Annotated in this window: 16 protein-coding genes; 12 read left to right on the top strand and 4 right to left on the bottom strand. The window is 55.7% G+C overall.

Annotation, left to right across the window (positions count from 1 at the left end):
- Positions 1 to 151: 151 nt before the first annotated feature.
- On the top strand, positions 152 to 526 hold the full coding sequence (locus tag ACYVHX_RS08380) for a hypothetical protein (protein WP_460671184.1): 375 nt from the start codon (positions 152 to 154) through the stop codon (positions 524 to 526).
- A gap of 50 nt (positions 527 to 576) precedes the next feature.
- On the opposite strand, the gene ACYVHX_RS08375 is transcribed toward ACYVHX_RS08380, so the two are convergent.
- The gene (locus ACYVHX_RS08375) at positions 577 to 1608 is read right to left on the bottom strand and encodes an aldo/keto reductase (RefSeq protein WP_460671183.1); all 1032 of its coding nucleotides are present in this window, start codon (positions 1606 to 1608) and stop codon (positions 577 to 579) included.
- A 135-nt stretch (positions 1609 to 1743) separates the two neighbouring features.
- Here ACYVHX_RS08375 and ACYVHX_RS08370 point away from each other — a divergent pair, with 135 nt between their 5' ends.
- The gene (locus tag ACYVHX_RS08370) at positions 1744 to 2022 is read left to right on the top strand and encodes a hypothetical protein (RefSeq protein ID WP_460671182.1); all 279 of its coding nucleotides are present in this window, start codon (positions 1744 to 1746) and stop codon (positions 2020 to 2022) included.
- Here ACYVHX_RS08370 and ACYVHX_RS08365 read toward each other — a convergent pair whose 3' ends face one another.
- On the bottom strand, positions 2023 to 4338 hold the full coding sequence (locus ACYVHX_RS08365) for a glycosyl hydrolase family 95 catalytic domain-containing protein (RefSeq protein WP_460671181.1): 2316 nt from the start codon (positions 4336 to 4338) through the stop codon (positions 2023 to 2025).
- Positions 4339 to 4452: 114 nt separating this feature from the next.
- On the opposite strand from ACYVHX_RS08365, the gene ACYVHX_RS08360 reads away from it, so the two are divergent.
- Both ACYVHX_RS08360 and ACYVHX_RS08355 read left to right on the top strand, forming a co-directional pair.
- A complete protein-coding gene (locus ACYVHX_RS08360; RefSeq protein ID WP_460671180.1) occupies positions 4453 to 4977 on the top strand; it encodes a DUF6265 family protein in 525 nt (174 codons plus the stop codon).
- Between the two features lie 84 nt (positions 4978 to 5061).
- Positions 5062 to 6174, top strand: coding sequence for an MBL fold metallo-hydrolase (locus ACYVHX_RS08355; protein WP_460671179.1), 1113 nt, complete (start codon positions 5062 to 5064; stop codon positions 6172 to 6174).
- 7 nt (positions 6175 to 6181) lie between these two features.
- On the opposite strand, the gene ACYVHX_RS08350 is transcribed toward ACYVHX_RS08355, so the two are convergent.
- A complete protein-coding gene (locus ACYVHX_RS08350; RefSeq protein ID WP_460671178.1) occupies positions 6182 to 7534 on the bottom strand; it encodes a neutral/alkaline non-lysosomal ceramidase N-terminal domain-containing protein in 1353 nt (450 codons plus the stop codon).
- Positions 7535 to 7758: 224 nt separating this feature from the next.
- Between ACYVHX_RS08350 and ACYVHX_RS08345 the strand changes: the two genes are divergently transcribed.
- From ACYVHX_RS08345 to ACYVHX_RS08320, 6 genes are all read left to right on the top strand, one after another.
- The gene (locus ACYVHX_RS08345; protein ID WP_460671177.1) at positions 7759 to 8574 is read left to right on the top strand and encodes an MlaE family ABC transporter permease; all 816 of its coding nucleotides are present in this window, start codon (positions 7759 to 7761) and stop codon (positions 8572 to 8574) included.
- A 3-nt stretch (positions 8575 to 8577) separates the two neighbouring features.
- Positions 8578 to 9354 (top strand): ABC transporter ATP-binding protein, encoded by a 777-nt coding sequence (locus ACYVHX_RS08340; RefSeq protein WP_460671176.1) that lies wholly within the window; start codon positions 8578 to 8580, stop codon positions 9352 to 9354.
- A 140-nt stretch (positions 9355 to 9494) separates the two neighbouring features.
- The gene (locus tag ACYVHX_RS08335; protein ID WP_460671175.1) at positions 9495 to 10535 is read left to right on the top strand and encodes an MlaD family protein; all 1041 of its coding nucleotides are present in this window, start codon (positions 9495 to 9497) and stop codon (positions 10533 to 10535) included.
- Positions 10536 to 10556: 21 nt separating this feature from the next.
- Positions 10557 to 11396 carry a glutamate racemase gene (gene murI, locus ACYVHX_RS08330; protein ID WP_460671174.1) on the top strand — a complete coding sequence of 280 codons (840 nt, stop codon included), beginning with the start codon at positions 10557 to 10559 and terminating at the stop codon, positions 11394 to 11396.
- Between the two features lie 59 nt (positions 11397 to 11455).
- Entirely contained in the window at positions 11456 to 12976 is a 1521-nt protein-coding gene (locus tag ACYVHX_RS08325; protein ID WP_460671173.1) for a PQQ-binding-like beta-propeller repeat protein, read from the top strand.
- Positions 12977 to 13035: 59 nt separating this feature from the next.
- A complete protein-coding gene (locus ACYVHX_RS08320) occupies positions 13036 to 13212 on the top strand; it encodes a hypothetical protein (protein WP_460671172.1) in 177 nt (58 codons plus the stop codon).
- Between the two features lie 40 nt (positions 13213 to 13252).
- On the opposite strand, the gene ACYVHX_RS08315 is transcribed toward ACYVHX_RS08320, so the two are convergent.
- Positions 13253 to 14377 (bottom strand): hypothetical protein, encoded by a 1125-nt coding sequence (locus ACYVHX_RS08315; RefSeq protein WP_460671171.1) that lies wholly within the window; start codon positions 14375 to 14377, stop codon positions 13253 to 13255.
- A 301-nt stretch (positions 14378 to 14678) separates the two neighbouring features.
- Between ACYVHX_RS08315 and ACYVHX_RS08310 the strand changes: the two genes are divergently transcribed.
- Complete coding sequence (locus tag ACYVHX_RS08310) at positions 14679 to 16178, top strand: capsule assembly Wzi family protein (RefSeq protein ID WP_460671170.1); 1500 nt, start codon at positions 14679 to 14681, stop codon at positions 16176 to 16178.
- A 391-nt stretch (positions 16179 to 16569) separates the two neighbouring features.
- Positions 16570 to 17016: a hypothetical protein gene (locus ACYVHX_RS08305; protein ID WP_460671169.1), complete on the top strand. Its 447-nt coding sequence runs from the start codon at positions 16570 to 16572 to the stop codon at positions 17014 to 17016.
- The last annotated feature ends 17 nt before the right edge of the window (positions 17017 to 17033 follow it).

Below are 17033 nucleotides of genomic sequence, written 5' to 3'. Positions count from 1 at the left end.
ACTTTTAAAAAACCGGCCAAGGAGTAGTGTCATGACTGTCAACGAATTACGCTTTGGCACCGGCATTGGCACAGGATTGGCATATAGCTAATCGAACAAGTAAACAACGATACGAACACACAAACAACACAAATACTAAACAACAAATACCATGATGAATCTGTTGAGTTCCCTGATCTGCACCGCTTTGTTGAGCACCACATCCGTTGATCCCGCAGCCGCTCCCAAAACGCTTTCGTTTGATGCCAGTGCTTATGTTACCGTTAACAACCAGATCCGGGTTGCGGTTGAAAAAACGTCGGCCGAGCCGGTTGAGGTGCTGTTGCGTGACAAAAAAAACCGGGTTCTGTTCCACCAGTTTGTTGGCAAAAAAGAACAGAAATATGCAGTAAAACTGAACGTTGCCGAACTGTCCGACGGAGCGTATGAACTCGAAGTGAAGTCGAAAGACGGCAGCATCCGCAAAGAAGTCAACCTGGGGCCACAGCCCACGGAAGCGCCTACGCGCCTGGTGGTTATGAACTGAAACCGTCCGCTCCAATCCATAAAAAAAGCCAGGTCGCGCCTGGCTTTTTTTTAGTGAATGTACTTGCGACGATCCCCCGCCTGGCGCTCCACCATCCAGCCCGGGTATTCGGGCGTCAGTTTGCTGACTTCGTCCAGTTTTTTAAGCTCATCGGCGGTCAAAACCACGTCGACGGCTTTCAGATTGTCGTCGAGTTGCTCCGGTTTTTTGGCCCCGATAATAACGGTGGTGACGGCGGGTTGGTGCAACAGCCAGGCCAGCGCCACCTGAGCTACCGTAACTCCTTTTTCGGCCGCTATCTGATCCATCACGTCGATGATGTCGAACGCTTTCTCTTTGTTGACGGGCGGAAAATCAAAATTCAGGCGCCGGGCATCGTCCGGATTTTTGTTGCGACCGTATTTCCCGCTCAGTAAACCGCCCGCCAGCGGACTCCAGACCATCAGACCCACTTTCTGATCGAGCAGCAGCGGAACAACCTCGCGCTCCAGATCCCGTCCGGCAATGGTATAATAGGCTTGCAGCGACACAAATCGGGCCAGATCCTTGTATTCGGAATAGGACAGGGCTTTCATCAGGTGCCAAGCCGCCAGGTTGCTGCATCCGATGTAGCGGACCTTGCCGCTGCGCACCAGATCATCCAGCGCCCGCAGGGTTTCTTCCAGCGGGGTCAGCAAATCAAAACCGTGAATCTGGTACAGGTCGATGTAGTCGGTTTGTAACCGGCGCAGACTTTCCTCGGCCTGATTCAGAATGTGTTTTCGGCTGAGGCCAATCTGGTTGGGACCTTCGCCCATTTTGCCCCGCACTTTGGTGGCAATCACCAGATCGTCGCGTTTAAGGCCGAGGTTCCGGATGGCCTGCCCCGTCAATTGTTCCGATGCGCCTTCGGAATACACATTGGCGGTATCGATGAAATTAATCCCCGCGTCGATGGAGCGTTTAACCAGCTCATCGACCGGTTTTTGATCCAGTTGGCCAATGGCCGCCCACATGGTCTGTCCGCTTCCACCGAACGTCATGGTGCCCAGACAAAGCTCTGAAACCAGTAAACCGGTATTTCCCAATAGGTTGTATTTCATAAATTCTCCGAGCGTTTGGGTTTGATCGGCAGCGCTTCCGTGCGTTGCGTTGTTGATTCTAACAAAAGCCGCTGCAATTCGTTTCAGTCTATAAATGATCTTTCTGTTATGCGCCCGGTTTTGTTATTCCTAGGATTGAGTCTGTCTGCCACCGTCGGTTTTGGTCAAACGGATACGACACGGCAGGTAAATCCCCAAAAACCGACGACCATTGCGCCGGTGGTAACGCCCTCGAACAGTGCACCCCTCACCGCCCCATCGGCTGATCCGGTAGCGACGCCCGGCACGGTGATCAACCCGCGCGAAAACCGGGGTCGGCGCAAAGTCCGGGTGATGCCGCCGAGCGAACCGAATGCGTTTGGCGTGGGAGCTACGCTGGAAAAGAAAGACACCACCCGCCGGAAAGACAATTGATCACGGTTGACTGTTTACGGTTATTGAGCCGCCTGCTTGCAGGTTCAAGGTCAAAAAAACGGGTTCAGCCGCTTCGGCCGTAGCTCGTTCCGATGCTTTCACCCCGTACTTTTTGAACGGCATTTTCAGACGGACGATACCGCCTTTTTCGCTTTTTACCGTCACTTCGGTAGTGGCCCCGGCGCGTCGTTGCGCACTGACCAGAAAAGCGCCTTCCGTTCGTAAATCCGTAAAACCGGCTTCGTTCCAACCCGCCGGAATGGCCGGAAAGACCTCAATAAAACCGGCGTAACTCTGGAGCAGCATTTCCTGCAAACCGGCGGCAAACGCAAAGTTGCCTTCGAGCGTGAAGGGCCGGTACGTAAATTTTGATTTGCCGGATTTGGTCTGATCACCGTTCAGATGAAACGAATTGGTGGAGCAAAAGGCGGAGGCAAACGTGCGCAGGGTTTCGGCGGCCCCGGCGCCGTCTTTGGCCCGCGCCTTGAGGCTGCCCAGCCAGGCGTAGGAATAGCCGCACCACCAGTCGGGCCCGATGCGGTCGAGCAGGGCCAGCGAGTTCCGGATGATCTGCTGCGAGGCTTCGCCGTCTTCCCACCGAATCAGCCCCAGCGGATGAATGGCCATGACGTGCGAAAAGTGGCGGTGGGATTCATTGTAGGGCAAACTGGCCGCAAACATCAGTTCTTTCTGGTCGGTCAGGGCAAAATCGCTCCACTGGCTTTGAATGGCCTGCCAACGCCGGGCATCGGTTTCATTTCCCAGGGCTGTTGCCATTTCCGTTGCCGCTTTGAAGACGAACTTCATCAGGGCCAGGTCGTAGTTGGTGTTGGTTAAAAACCAGGCTTCCAAACTGTTGTTTTTAATTTCCGGACTGGAGCTGATGGGCAGTTTTCGTTTCCCGGTTTCATCCAGAACCGTCAGTTGCTCCAGGTGCTGGGCGACGCCCTTCAGCCACGGATACGCTTTATCGCGCAGAAAAACCGCATCCTGGCTGTACCGCCAGTGCAGGTAATAATGGTGGGCGAGCCAGGCCGAAACCGTGGGCGAGAGCGAATACTGGATCCAGCCGCCCATTTCTTTGCCCGTCAGCGTGGTAACACCCGGCACCGCCAGGCCGTCGGTTCCGAAATACCGTTTCGTATAGTTCTGGTACGTCGCCCGGTTTTCTTCGAGGTGGTTGATGTAGCCAAGGCTTTCTTCCATATGGTTGCCGCTGTAGCTCGGCCAGTAACTCAGCTGCGTGTTCAGATCGTGGTGGTAATCGCCTTTCCAGGGTGGAATCCGGCCATTGTCGGCCGTCCAGACGGCTTGCAGCGAAATCGGTGGTGCATCGGCGCGGGCGGCCGCCCCAAATTTATACGTTTCCAGATACCATTGTTTTTGAAGCAGCGAATCCGGCACCTGCACCGACGATTTCGCCCAGAACCGCTGCCACCAGCTGCGGTGCGAATCCAGATCGGCGGCATAGGTCCGGCCAACGGGTTTGATCGGAACCAGCGTTTTCTTCTTTTCGGGATAAGCCGACGTAATCGTCCAGGTACCTTCCAGCGTGTCGCCCTGCCGCGTCCATTGAATCGTCACGTCGTACGAAAAACCGCCCCAGCCTTCCTGGTGATACGTAATTTTATCCTTTTGCCGGATCACCTGGCCTTGCGCGTAACCGAGTCGGACCAGATCGTCGCCATCGACGACGGCGTTTTCGGCTTTCTTCTGAATCGATTTTCCGTAGGCGGGTGGAAGGAGGTCAAGGGCTACTTTTTTGGGAAGCTGCTCAAACCGGAACCAGCCAACGGGCTCCGTCGCGTGGACGAAAGACCGCAAAACCGCCCCGTTCTGCCATTTCACTTCCGCAACGGCGTCCTGGATGAGCAAGCGCGCCGACTGCACCGGCCCCCATTTTTTGGTGTTGAACTCCAGCGCGGCCCCCGGAATTTTGGTCGGACCCGGCTCTTGATCGTACGGTTTATCGAAATAGTCCTGGACAATCTTGTACTCTTTTTTCAGCACCTGTTCCTGCACCCATCGGTACCTGAATTCGGGCCGGTCGAGCCCCTTCATCGGGCGCAGATCCCACAGATCGGCGCGGTCCAGCGAAAACCGGACCTGACCGTCTCGCTGCCAGATCAACGCGCCGAGCATGCCGTTTCCCAGTGGCAGGGCTTCGTCCCAGCGGCTGGGCAGCTGCGCAAACTGCAAGTCATACGGACCGGGCCGGAGCGGCTGGGCGAGGGCCGAAAGGGCGAGAAAAAAACCGCAGGCCAGTCCGGCCCAGAACCGGCGGAAAATACGGAAACGCAGAGGCTCAAAAATCATAGGGTTTAGCAGGGTTCGTCCGAAGGACAAGGTCTGCAAGGCCGTTCAAAAATGCAAATCTTGCGTCTCATCGCCCGGATTTTAGTATCTTGCCGCTTCACAAAACCTATTCCCATGAACCTGTCTGGTACTTTCTGCGGTGGCAAACTGCGCGGTTTCGCGGCTCTTTTCGCATTGGTTGCCTTTTTCTCCGTCATTTCTCCGGCGCACGCCCAAAAAGGGTCCCTGTCCGACGTCAGCTTTATGGAAGGCCGCTGGCGGGGCACGTTCAACGGCGGTCCCATCGATGCCGCCTGGGCCGCTCCGGAGGGCGACAACCTGGCCGGTTTTATGCGCATGATGAAAGACAACAAAGTGACGATGTATGAACTCCTGATCTTTGAACAAACCGACAAAGGCCCCATTGTGCTGGTGAAGCACTTCAAACCGGGTTTGATCGGTTCGGAAGAAAAGGACGTGTCGGACCGGTATTCGTTCATTGAAGCCAAAAAGAATCAGGCGCTGTTTGAAAAATCAGATGGTTCCATCCGGATTATTTACGAAAAACGCTCGGATAATCAGCTCGTTATTCAACGCGGCAAGCAGGAAAGCGGCAAGTGGGTGTTCGCCGATCTGTTCGTGTTTAACCGTGTTAAGTAAGGAACTTGGCCGGGGGGCCGGGTGTTGTGACGGGAAGCCGGTCTGCGGCACAACACCCACCCCATGAAAAAAGCCCTCAAGAGAATGGCTCTAGTCATCGTTACGCTTCTTATCGTACTCATTCTGGCCGTCGTTGCCTTCGTCAATTGGTCTCCGCAGTTTGGAGCCAACGCCACCGGCGATCGGTTGAAGCGCATTCAGGCGTCACCCAATTACAAAGACGGCACGTTTCAGAACCTGGTGCCCACTAGTCTCGATCTGTCGTTGCGCAAAATGGTTCCGGCCACCTGGAAGATGCTCACGGGCGTTCCGGGCGCTGAGCCCGCCGACACCATCCAGACCGTGCCGTTCGACGCGGCCGTTTTTGAAGGCAATGGCGGACCGGAGCAGGTGGCCATCAGCTGGTTCGGCCATTCGTCGCTGCTGATCCGGATTCAGGGCAAAACGCTGCTGACCGACCCGGTTTTTGGCGAACGAGCCTCGTTTACCTCCTTCAGCGGTCCGAAGCGGTTTTTGTATGACCATTACATGAACGTGGATGAGTTGCCGGCGGTGGATGCCGTTATCCTGTCGCACGACCATTACGATCACCTGGATTACGAGACGTTCACGAAGCTAAAAGGAAAAGTAAGCCGGTTTTTTGTGCCGCTCGGCGTGGGCGCGCACCTGGAAAAATGGGGCATTGCGCCGGAGCAGATCACGGAGCTGGACTGGCACGAATCGGCCAAGCTGGGCGATCTGACGCTGGTTTGCGCCCCGGCGCGGCATTTCTCCGGGCGCGGCCTGACCAACCGCAACGGAACACTCTGGTGTTCGTGGGCGTTGCAGGGAACGCAGAAACGGGTTTACTACGGCGGGGATACGGGCTATTATCCGGGACTGAAAACCGTGGGGGACAAGTACGGTCCGTTCGATGTGGCGCTGCTCGAGTGCGGGGCTTACAACGAAGACTGGATCGATATTCACATGATGCCCGAACAAACTGCCCAGGCCCAGCTCGACGTGAAGGCCGATCTGCTGATTCCGATTCACTGGGGCAAATTCAACCTGGCGCTGCACACCTGGCGCGATCCCATCCAGCGGCTTCTCAAAAAATCGGCCGAACTGGGCACCAAAGCCGCCACGCCCCGGATTGGCGAGGTGGTGGTGCTGGGGGCAACGGTACCCAACGGGCACTGGTGGGAAGCCCTGCCGTGATCAGATCTTACAGCCGGTCCAGCAACCCTTTCATCATTTCCACAAAATAAGCGCCGTTTTCCGGGCCAAACCAGTTCATGGTCCTGGTTTCGTAGGCTTCCTTGTGGTAATACTGATCCGGCGTGATGTACCCGACGTACCCGCCGTTGAAGCTCGTAACCATTAAATTAAGCCCTTTTCGGTCGGCCTGACGCGCCAGATCGGCCACCAGTTCGCCCGAGAAATCGCAGGGCGTGCCCAGCAAAACCGTTGACCCGATCCGCAGGGCTTTCAGATCCGAGGGATAATCGCCGTAGACGGTATGAAACAACCAGCCGCGCACCCGCCAGTCGTCGGCGATGCGGGCCTGGGGTTCGCGGAGTTGCAGCGGCAGGGTCAACACCTCCAGCGTGCTGTCCGGTTTGGTCGGAAACTGCGTAAGGGTCGGCACAATGCGGTTTTTCAGGCTGTCGGCGTAGGTCCGGATGGTCGCAAACACATCGGGCTGCTCCTGCGTTTTTGAGCCCGTGCTGCCTACCGATCCGGCCATGAAAGCCACAAAACTCCCGGACTGCTTTTCCAGCTGATCGACCAGAACGCCCGGATAATCGCGGCTCAGGTACTGCGCGTCGGCCACCGCCCGAAAAACCGTTGCGTGACCGCCGTAGGTGCAGAGCAGCGCCGATTCACCGGTTTTTTTGCGGAGCTTCAACAGCCGGATGTTTCCGTCCACTTGCCCTTCGTTGTTCATCCGGTTGTACACCAGACCGGGGGCCGCAATCTGCTCAAAACCGACTTCAACGGGCGCCAGTTGCCGCTGCGCCAGCGTAATGGATTTCAGAATGGCGTCGGTGATGTGATCGACCACCCGCTGATCAAAATCGCCCGCAAACAACTCGCCCACCAAACCGGGGGCCCAGCCGCCCAGGCTGTTGTGGCTGTGAATCGCGCCCGTGAACACATTCGCCCACTGAAACCCGATTTCCGGCAGTCTTTTTTTGAGTTGTTCGGTTACCGTCGGGGGCGTAATCAGCAGATCCAGCGCCACAACGGCCACCCGGGTGCTGCCGTTGGTCAGGACAAAGGTTCGGACGTAAATCGAATCGCTGACGGTTTTCCAGTGTTCACCCCGGCGGACGCCGTACCCGCCCGTTGGGGTGGTAAACGACGGCGTCAGATTGACTTTGGCCCAGCCCGCCCGCAAGCCGGTTGCCGGATTCGGCGGGGGAGCCAGATCCAGCAGTTGCTGCCGCGTATAGCGGTAGTAGTCGGTTTTTCGGTACGGTTTATCATCGACCGGCGCCACGCTGACGGCCAGAAAAAGCAGGATGAGCGCAACCAGGCCCAACAGGATTTTAGAGAGTATTCGCAGGTATTTCATGATTTTCGAATACCAAATCTAACAAAATCTAACCTTGTATCGTCAAAACCAGTTATTAGGGTGTCGTTTAAAGTTTTCAGTTGACGGTACACAGTTTTCAGTATACGGTTTTCGCCAGGCCGACGGTTCGGTTTACGATTGACTTAGTATAAGCTGAACCAAAAACCGTATACCAAAAACTGTAAACCGTATACCAAAAACCGCGTATTCATCGATTTTTACGAATGCAAGCCAGCACTACTTCCTCAAAAACCGACTCGGCCGCCAAGCCGGTCGTCTCCCGGCGGCTCGACCGCATGTTTCTGGCCTTAAGCGATGTAGCCTCGTTTATCGGTCAGTTTTTCAAAGAAGTTTTTATGCCACCCTACGAAGGGAAAGAAATCATCCGGCAATGTTACGAGGTGGGCGTTCGTTCGCTGCCGCTGATTTCGCTGACGGGTTTCATCACCGGCATTGTGTTCACCAACCAGTCGCGCCCGTCGCTGGCCAATTTCGGAGCCACCTCCTGGTTGCCGTCGCTGATTTCCATTGCGCTCGTTCGGGCGCTGGCTCCTCTGGTAACGGCCCTGATTGCTTCCGGGCGGGTGGGGTCCAATATCGGCGCCGAATTGGGTTCGATGCGGGTGACGGAGCAGATCGAAGCGATGGAAGTGTCGGGTACCAACCCGTTTAAATTTCTGGTGGTGACGCGCGTGCTGGCCACCACCTTTATGATTCCGACGCTGGCGATGTTTTTTGTTTTTCTCGGCGTCATGGGGTCGTACGTCAACGTGGCCCAGAACGAAAAAACCAGCTTTATGTCGTTTATCGAGACGTTTTTCAGCTCGATTTCCTTTCTCGATATCAATTCCACCGTCATAAAGGCCATTATTTTCGGCTTCACGATCGGGATTGTCGGCTGCTACAAAGGGTACAATTCGTCGAAAGGAACGGAGGGCGTTGGCAAGGCGGCCAACTCGTCGGTGGTAACATCGATGTTTCTGGTTTTTATTGAAGAGCTGTTGTTTCTCCAAATCATAAATGCCATTCGCGCTGCCTGACGCATGAACACGAAAAAATCGGTCAATCATCCGAAAGAATCCGTGATCGTCCTGCGCGATCTGAAAATTTCTTTTGGCGATCTGCACGTGCTGAAAGGTGTTGATCTGGATCTGTATCAGGGCGAAAACCTGGTCGTGCTGGGTCGGTCGGGTACGGGAAAATCCGTGTTGATTAAAATCATTGCTGGTTTGCTGGAGCCGGATCAGGGCACGGTTAACGTACTGGGCGAAGATGTTCGTCAAATGAACAAACGCGAACTGGATGCGCTGCGCCTGAAACTGGGGTTTTCCTTTCAAAGCAGCGCCCTGTACGACAGCATGACCGTCCGGGAGAACCTGGAATTTCCGCTCATCCGGAACGTCCGGAACCTAAGCCGCGCGGACATCGACAAGGCCGTTGAGGAAGCGCTGGAAGACGTGGGCCTGAGCCAGACCATCAACCAGATGCCGTCGGAGTTGTCGGGTGGTCAGCGGAAACGGATCGGGATTGCCCGCACGCTGATTCTGAAACCGGAAATCATGCTGTACGATGAGCCCACCGCCGGGCTGGACCCCATTACTTCCAACGAAATCAACAACCTGATCAATGAGGTTCAGGAGCGCCACAACACGTCCTCAATCATTATTACGCACGATTTGACCTGCGCCAAAACCGTCGGCGACCGGATTGCGATGCTGCTCGACGGCCGGTTTGAACGGCAGGGCACTTTTGAAGAAGTTTTCGATGATCCAAACGATGAGCGCGTAAAACAGTTTTATGAATACAACTTTGTGGACTAATCCGTTTCACTGATTGATATTGGTATTTTTCCGTTGAAAATCAGTGCTTTACGTAATTAGTCTTCAGTGAGACAACCAACCTATAAACTAATTTTTCAGGAAGATCCGGGATCTACTCTCCATACCTAAAAAGCTAAACAATGAAAGCTGCAGAAAATAAGCGGGCGGTTTACGTCGGTATTTTTGTTTTTATCGGAATTGTCATCCTGATCACCGGAATTATGGTGCTGGGCGGGCAACAGAAACGCTTTGTCAAAAGCATCCGGGTGAATGCCATTTTCGACAACGTGGGCGGGTTGCAGTCGGGGGCCAATGTCTGGTTCTCCGGGGTGAAAATCGGCACGGTTCGTAAGATTCAGTTCTACGGCAATTCGCAGGTGGAAGTAACGATGAACATCGAGGAGTCGTCCCAGCAATACATCCGGAAAGATGCGCTGGCGGCCCTGAGCACCGACGGCTTGATAGGGAACAAGATCGTGGAAATTGTGGGCGGCAGCACCAAGGCCGAAACCGTGGAAGACGGGGATATTCTGCACGCCAAGGCGGCCCTCAATACGGAGGAAATCATGACCACCCTGCAGGCCAACAACAACAACCTGCTCCGGGTGACAAGTGATGCCAAAAAGATTCTGGACGAAGTGCTGAAGGGCAAAGGCGTTGCCGGGGCGGTTTTGCGGGATTCAACCCTGGCGGATCGTTTCAAAAACACAATGGCCAATTTGCAGACGGCCTCCAGCAGCGCGGCCCAGGTGACGCGGTCGCTGAGCACGGCGTCGGGTTCGCTCAACCAGTTTGCGACCAACCTCAACCGGAAAGGTACGCTGGCGAGTGATCTGGTGTCCGACACGACGATTGTGCGGGATTTGCGGGCATCGACGGCGCGGTTGCGTACTGTCTCCAACACGGCCAGCGAAGCGACGGATAATGTGAAACGGGCGACCGAAAAGCTCAACAGCAACAACAACGCGCTCGGCTCCCTGCTGAACGACGAAGTGGTGAACCGCGACCTGAAAAGCACCATTCATAACCTGGAAACCAGCAGCCAGAAGCTCGATGAAAACATGGAAGCCCTGCAACACAACTTCCTGTTTCGCGGTTTTTTCCGGCGTCGGGCCAAGGAAGAGGCCAAACAAAAAGCCGCAACGGCCGCTTCCAGTCCGGATACGAACGTGAAGAAGTGACGGAAACCGTATCTTTGCGGCATGTCATCGACTCAACCCATTGGCGTGTTCGACTCCGGCTACGGCGGTCTGACGGTTCTGAAATCCATTGTCCGGCAATTGCCGCAGTATGATTACGTCTACCTGGGCGACAACGCCCGCACGCCCTACGGAACCCGCTCGTTCGAAACCGTGTATCACTACACGCTCGAATGCGTTCAGCACCTGTTCGCGATGGGCTGCCGCCTGGTTATTCTGGCCTGCAACACGGCTTCGGCCAAGGCGCTCCGCAACATTCAGCAGCTTGATCTGCCGACCCTGGCTCCCGACCTTAGGAACCGCCCGGTCCGGGTTCTGGGTGTAATCCGGCCTACGACGGAAGTGATCGGGCAGTACTCAAAAACCGGCCACATCGGAATTCTGGCCACGCGCGGAACCGTAAGCTCGGAATCGTACACGGTCGAAATTGAAAAGTTCTTTCCGACTCTGAACGTATACCAGGAAGCGTGTCCGATGTGGGTGCCACTGGTCGAAAACGGCGAACACGACAGCCCCGGCGCGGATTATTTTGTTCAAAAACACCTTAATCGCCTGCTGGTCCAATCGCCGGAAATCGATACGGTTTTGCTGGCCTGTACGCATTATCCGCTGTTGCTCCCCAAAATCCGGCAATTCATTCCCGACACCCTCACGGTTTTGAGCCAGGGCGAGATTGTCGCCCGGAGTTTAGAGGATTACCTCCACCGCCACCCGGAAATCGACGCCCAATGCAGCCGGGGCCAGACGCTGAACTTTTACACCACCGATTCGGCGGACGAATTTGCGCAGAAAGCCGGTTTATTCTGGGGCGAAACCGTGCGCGCCGAGCGGCTGACGTTGTGAAACGAGTCTAAAAACCGGGTTGGCGTGTCTTAAAGAAAACCGTACACTGCCGAACCGCCATGTTTATCCGACGAAAAACCATCTACCTCCTTGCGGCTCTGGGCGTTGTTTCGGGGCTGGTGCTGGTTGGTTATCCGTTGACAAAGCCCAAACCCGCTCCGAAACGGGACGAATGGACGACGGTTTTTAAAGGACTGGGGACGCTCTCATCGCCCCGGCTGGCCGACCTGAACAACGACGGTATTCTGGACGTGGTGATGGGGGCGGGCGGCATCGAGTTCCGAACGAGCGATTCGGCTATTCTTGCCGTCAACGGCGCCAACGGTCAACTGCTCTGGAACGTTCGGGCGCGGGATCAGATTTTCGGCTCTCCGCTCTTCCGCGACATCACCGGCGACGGTGTGCCCGAGGTGTTCATCGGGGGGAGGGCCGCCGAATTCAAAGCCATCGACGGCGAATCCGGTTCGGTCATCTGGGATTATTTCACGAATTCGGACAACCGCACGCCGAGCGATTCGGGCACGTATAACTTCTTCAGTCCGCAGTTTATTCCCGATCAGGATGACGACGGTTTTGAGGATTTGGTAGTGGCGGCCGGTGGGTACGTCAAAGCCCTGCCGTACGATCCGAAACGCCCGCCCGGCCGGTTACTGGTGCTCAGCAGCGCCACCGGAAAACGGCTGGCAGCCGCCCTGATGCCCGACGGTTTCGAGATTTACATGTCGGTGGTGGTGGCTGATTTTCAGCGCGATGGCAAGCTGTCGATCCTTTTCGGAACCGGGGGCGAAACGCTGGAAGGCAGCCTGTACAAAGCGTCGCTGGCCGATTTGATGAACAACGATTTGTCGAAAGCGAAGCGGCTGGAGTCGGGTTACGAAAAAGGATTCGTGGCGCCCCCGGTGTTGGCCGACATCACGCAGGACGGGATTCCGGACATCATTGCAAACGCCGTCAACGGACGGATGATTGCCATCGACGGGACAACGGAGCGGATACTCTGGCGGGTCAGCATTCCGAAAACCGAAGCGTATGGTTCGCTGGCGGTGGGCTATTTTACGGACGACGACGTGCCGGATTTTTTCACGAACTACGGCATCGGGACCTGGCCCCAGCTGAACCGTTCGGTGCAACTGATGGTGGATGGAAAAACCGGCCGGATTGCGTTTCGGGATTCGCTCGGCAGCTTTCAGGAGAGCAGTCCGCTCGCCTTCGACTACAACCAGGACGGTTTCGACGACGCGCTGTTGAGCCTGAACGACAACCAGCTTTCGACCATCAGCAACCAGGTGGTGGTCATCGATTTCCGCAACGATACGACCTATCGGATTGGGCAGCGGGCCGTCGGTGCCAACGTGGCCTGCACACCCTGGCTCGGCGATCTGGACGCCGACGGGTTGCTGGATCTGGTCTACGCGCACGAAATCAATCCGGTTGATCTGCTCTCGGTAGATGAGAAGAAAGGGTTGAAGATCAATAAGCTCAAATTGAAAACACCGGCTTCGAAAAACCGCGTCTGGGGCGCCTACATGGGCAGCAACGCCGACGGCATTTTTCGGGCCTACCGAAAACCGTCGCGTTAATTAATCGCCCGCGGCCCCGGTTTTAGCCGCGGACAGATAAACCGTTACTTTCCTGTCGGATGAAAACACGTTTCGCAAGGGCGCTGGTTTTTCTGCTGCTTTATCCGGTTTTGGACCGGCGCAACCGGCCGCCGATTCGGTGGTTATATTCGGAAAACCGGACGGATTTTTCAACGCCTGCAAACCCAACGCCCGACGCGGTTTTGTCGCCATTTCGGAGCGACCGGTTTTTGTAAAAGTGGATCGGATGTAGTACCAACGACCTAAAGTCCGGCGCTACGGGTTGTTGATTTTTAAAACCGTATACGCAGCCTGATTCGGCTGGCGGATTTTTGCGCCCACGTTCGTATTGGTGCGGTCGTCGTCGTGAATCACCAAAAGGTGGCTGGCGTCAAGAAACGTCAGGTCTTCGGCTTTGTGGTTGAAATGAACGGGCTGGCCCGCTGCGTCGCGCACGAGCGTAAAAGGCTGGTTGTTCAGAAGGGCTTCCGGCGTTGCCGTCCACAGGTACGCGTCCAGGTGGTTGTTGCTTTCAATGGACGTCAAGACCCAGAATAGCTTACGGGTGCGGTCGTATTCGATGCTGGATAAGGCCAGCGGCTTGGGCAGTTCGGCCACCGTGGACGGATCGAAGTCGGCCACGACGCGCCAGGTATCCCGGAGTTGCAGGCGTTCGCCATCGGCGGTTTTTTCCGCAAAAAACGGTACGGACACGATGCGCACCCGGTAGTCGAATTTATCGTATTTCTCGCCTTCTTCCCGAATACCGAACAGCAGCAGCGAATCCATCACGGCCAGCCCTTCCACTTTGAAATACGGCAGGCCGTTGGGAAACGCCGGGCGGTTTTGCGCCAGAACCTTGCCGAGTGCTTCCCGGTATGCCACCGAGTTTGGCGCGTTTCGGACTGGGGCCAGCACCTGCGGCTGCGCTTCCCGGCCTTTTTTCCAGTACAGAATGGTGTTGTAACCATCCCAGTCCGTCGAACCCGGTTTTACGCGGTCGAAAGCCGTCGTCAGAAAAATGTACTCATCGTTGCCCGCAAAATCTTCGTATTTCCGGGCAATCCGGAAGGCGTCGGCCAGCAGGGGAGTGGGCCGGGCGGTGGTGTCGGCAAACGATTTCCAGGACTTGGTAAATACCGAACTTAAACCGGCGGGCATGTCTTTATCGTTGGCGACGAAAACCGTGCCGTTATCGTACAAAACCGCCGAGGCTTCGCACCAGACCGGGTTGTTGTCCGGCATTCGGGTGCCAAAATCACAGCAGGAAAGCAAGCCTTCCGTTTCGATGGCTGCGCTTAAAACCGCACCCGGTTTTCCGGCGGTTTTCCGGCTTGTTTTGCATTCGATGGTTAAAAAGAAGACCAGCACCAGGCTGAGCGGCACGCAATACTTTCTCATGAAGAAATCGGAAACGGGCGATGATCCCCGCAAAATTAGCGTTATACTCCGCATTGCGTCTATTTTTTGCAACACTTTTCGGGCATCTTGCGTATATTCATATATAGATAAAAAGGTTAGAATTACAGGCCCCGCATTTGACGGGGTTTTGTTTTTTGAGCCATTATCGATCAACTTTCCGGTTTGCGCCCGCTGCCGGCCCTTTTTTCCTCCAGCATTGACCGAATGCTAAAAGTCCTGACTGCTGGTAACTGATTTCCGCCTTATATTTACAAATCTGCACGTTGAATCTTAGCATGGCATGAAGCTACTCTACCCGATTATCCTGACCGGGTTCTTTTTTGCGCATCCGGTTTTTTCCCAATCACCCCGCCGGTTTCAAAACCGGATCGATGCCGAACTCGGCGCCCTGGTTTCGTCGACCGACCGAACCCCCTTCTGGCTGCGGGCCAATCAATTTGGTACCGTACCATTATCGGCTCCGGTCGGCACCGTCCGGCTAGGGCTGGCGGGTGCGGTCTTGCTCCGCGATACGGCCCACGCCCGGCGCAACCGCCCCTGGACCCTATCGTACCGGGCCGAAGCGGTGGGCAACGTCGGCCAGTCGAGCCAGTTGTTGCTGCCGGAAGCCTACCTGAAGCTGGCCCACCGCGGCATCGAGTTCGTGGCGGGGCGTCGGCGCGAGGTGATCGGGCTGGTCGATTCAACGCTTTCGTCGGGTTCCTACGCCTGGTCGGGGAATGCGCTGCCCATTCCGAAGGTGCAGTTCGGAACGCGCGGGTTTGTGCCGCTCGGCCGCCGGGGCTGGCTGTCGATCAATGCTTTTATGGCGCACGGCTGGTATGCGGATACCTGGTACATGCGGCATTCGTTTCTGCACCAGAAGTCGCTGTTGTTCCGGATCGGAAAACCGGCGTCGGCGGTTCGGCTGTATGCGGGCATCAACCACAGTGTTCAGTGGGGTGGGCAATCCGATTACGTCGATCCCAAGTTGGCGGTCAACGGCAAGTTGCCCGGCCGACTCGCCGATTTTCCGAATGTGTTGTTTGCCATTCGCACCAACGGGTTGAACAACGACCGCATCTCGTCGTTCGACTACGTTAATTTGTACGGCAATCACCTGGGAAGCATCGACTTTGGGGGCGAACTGCGGTTTTCGGGCCTTAATCTGCTGCTGTATCATCAACACGTTTTCGAGGATGTTACCGGCATGTTTTTCAAGAATCTACCCGACGGCCTGAGCGGTATCCGGCTGCGCAATAACCGTCCCGCGGCATCCGGTTTTCAGCTAAACGATGTCCTGTTTGAATTTCTGACCACCCTGAGCCAGAGCGGCCCTACCTTATACCAGGCCGGCAAAAACTGGAAAGGGGCCGATAATTATTTCAACAACTCGCAATACCGGGAAGGCTGGACGTATCAGGACCGGGTCATCGGCACGCCCTTTCTGACCCGCCGTCAAGACGTTCGGACTGTCTACCAAAATTCCAGTGACTGGGCGATTGTGAACAACCGGGTGCAGGCCTTTCATGCGGCCCTGCGGGCCACCGTAGCCCGGCAGGTCGATGTGCGCCTGAAAGTCTCCTACAGTCGGAATTACGGCATTCCGGAGATTTTCTTACCGGGTCCGCCCGCGCAACTCTCAACGTGGGTCCAGGCCGGTGTTCCGTTGCGCTGGCTGAGCGGAGCGCACCTGACGGCCGCGCTGGCGGTTGATAAAGGGCAACTTTACGAAGATGCGGTGGGCGGTTTTCTGGGGCTGCGTAAAACACTCTGGTTGGGAGCCCGGCCGGAGCAGTGAGGCAAGAGCGTAGCGATTCTGGTTAAAATCGGTACACGCGGGGCCCCTGACCGGGTCTATACGCTCTTTTTTTTGCGCAGAATATACGTTAACTCCGGTTTCTCCGTTGTACGGTTTATTGCCCAGACTGGACCGGGTGTTACTACCTAAGCAGCATTTTACACGTTTCAGATTCTGGTTTTCCCAGTTGATTCTTGTCCCAATTGGATTCACGTAGTTTGGTTACCACCTTTGTATCATCGCGATGGATGGCCGTATCGCCCTCTTTCCGAACCAGTAAACAACAATACAAAGATGTAATAGTCAATACGTTGTGAGGAAACTACTACTATATTCTGTTCTAGTCGTCTTGGTGCCCACAGCACCCGGTTTTTCGCAGGCATCCCAAAAAATGAATAGGATGCTGAGCCTGGGCCTGGGTTTGCGGTCATACGACCTGGGTGGCGTATGCAATGGCGCGCTATTTGAACTGGGCTTTAGCGATAAAATCAGTGCCGGCGGTTTTTTCGACTACGCGCTGTTTGGAACCAAAGTCGGTGACCGGCGCTGGAAGTCGCAGTTCCTGAATGTCGGCGTCCGGGGTTCCTACCATTTAGCCAGTCTGCTGGGGGTGGGTGATTCCAAATTCGACCCCTACGCGGGGGTGTCGCTCGGCACGCGCGGCTCTTTGTCCCGGGCCGAATTCGCCCGGAATGGGTATTTTAAAACCCGCCCCAAAGGCGTTTTTCCCGGTGTCCACGTTGGCGGTTTTTACCACTTTAGCTCCAAAATAGGCGGTTTTGCCGAAGCGGGATTGGGAATAGCCGCCCTGCGGCTGGGCATAACCGGAAAGTTTTAATAAAAAAGGGCCGTCTG

The sequence above is a fragment of the Larkinella ripae genome, assembly GCF_054780775.1.
This window is presented reverse-complemented; position numbering and strand designations above follow the sequence as displayed.

Bases quoted from the DNA above. Each gene is read 5' to 3' on its own strand.
- ACYVHX_RS08380 (WP_460671184.1), top strand. From the start codon at position 152: ATGATGAATCTGTTGAGTTCCCTGATCTGCACCGCTTTGTTGAGCACC.
- ACYVHX_RS08375 (WP_460671183.1), bottom strand. From the start codon at position 1,608: ATGAAATACAACCTATTGGGAAATACCGGTTTACTGGTTTCAGAGCTT.
- ACYVHX_RS08365 (WP_460671181.1), bottom strand. From the start codon at position 4,338: ATGATTTTTGAGCCTCTGCGTTTCCGTATTTTCCGCCGGTTCTGGGCC.
- ACYVHX_RS08360 (WP_460671180.1), top strand. From the start codon at position 4,453: ATGAACCTGTCTGGTACTTTCTGCGGTGGCAAACTGCGCGGTTTCGCG.
- ACYVHX_RS08355 (WP_460671179.1), top strand. From the start codon at position 5,062: ATGGCTCTAGTCATCGTTACGCTTCTTATCGTACTCATTCTGGCCGTC.
- ACYVHX_RS08350 (WP_460671178.1), bottom strand. From the start codon at position 7,534: ATGAAATACCTGCGAATACTCTCTAAAATCCTGTTGGGCCTGGTTGCG.
- ACYVHX_RS08345 (WP_460671177.1), top strand. From the start codon at position 7,759: ATGCAAGCCAGCACTACTTCCTCAAAAACCGACTCGGCCGCCAAGCCG.
- ACYVHX_RS08340 (WP_460671176.1), top strand. From the start codon at position 8,578: ATGAACACGAAAAAATCGGTCAATCATCCGAAAGAATCCGTGATCGTC.
- ACYVHX_RS08335 (WP_460671175.1), top strand. From the start codon at position 9,495: ATGAAAGCTGCAGAAAATAAGCGGGCGGTTTACGTCGGTATTTTTGTT.
- murI (WP_460671174.1), top strand. From the start codon at position 10,557: ATGTCATCGACTCAACCCATTGGCGTGTTCGACTCCGGCTACGGCGGT.
- ACYVHX_RS08325 (WP_460671173.1), top strand. From the start codon at position 11,456: ATGTTTATCCGACGAAAAACCATCTACCTCCTTGCGGCTCTGGGCGTT.
- ACYVHX_RS08320 (WP_460671172.1), top strand. From the start codon at position 13,036: ATGAAAACACGTTTCGCAAGGGCGCTGGTTTTTCTGCTGCTTTATCCG.
- ACYVHX_RS08315 (WP_460671171.1), bottom strand. From the start codon at position 14,377: ATGAGAAAGTATTGCGTGCCGCTCAGCCTGGTGCTGGTCTTCTTTTTA.
- ACYVHX_RS08310 (WP_460671170.1), top strand. From the start codon at position 14,679: ATGAAGCTACTCTACCCGATTATCCTGACCGGGTTCTTTTTTGCGCAT.
- ACYVHX_RS08305 (WP_460671169.1), top strand. From the start codon at position 16,570: ATGAATAGGATGCTGAGCCTGGGCCTGGGTTTGCGGTCATACGACCTG.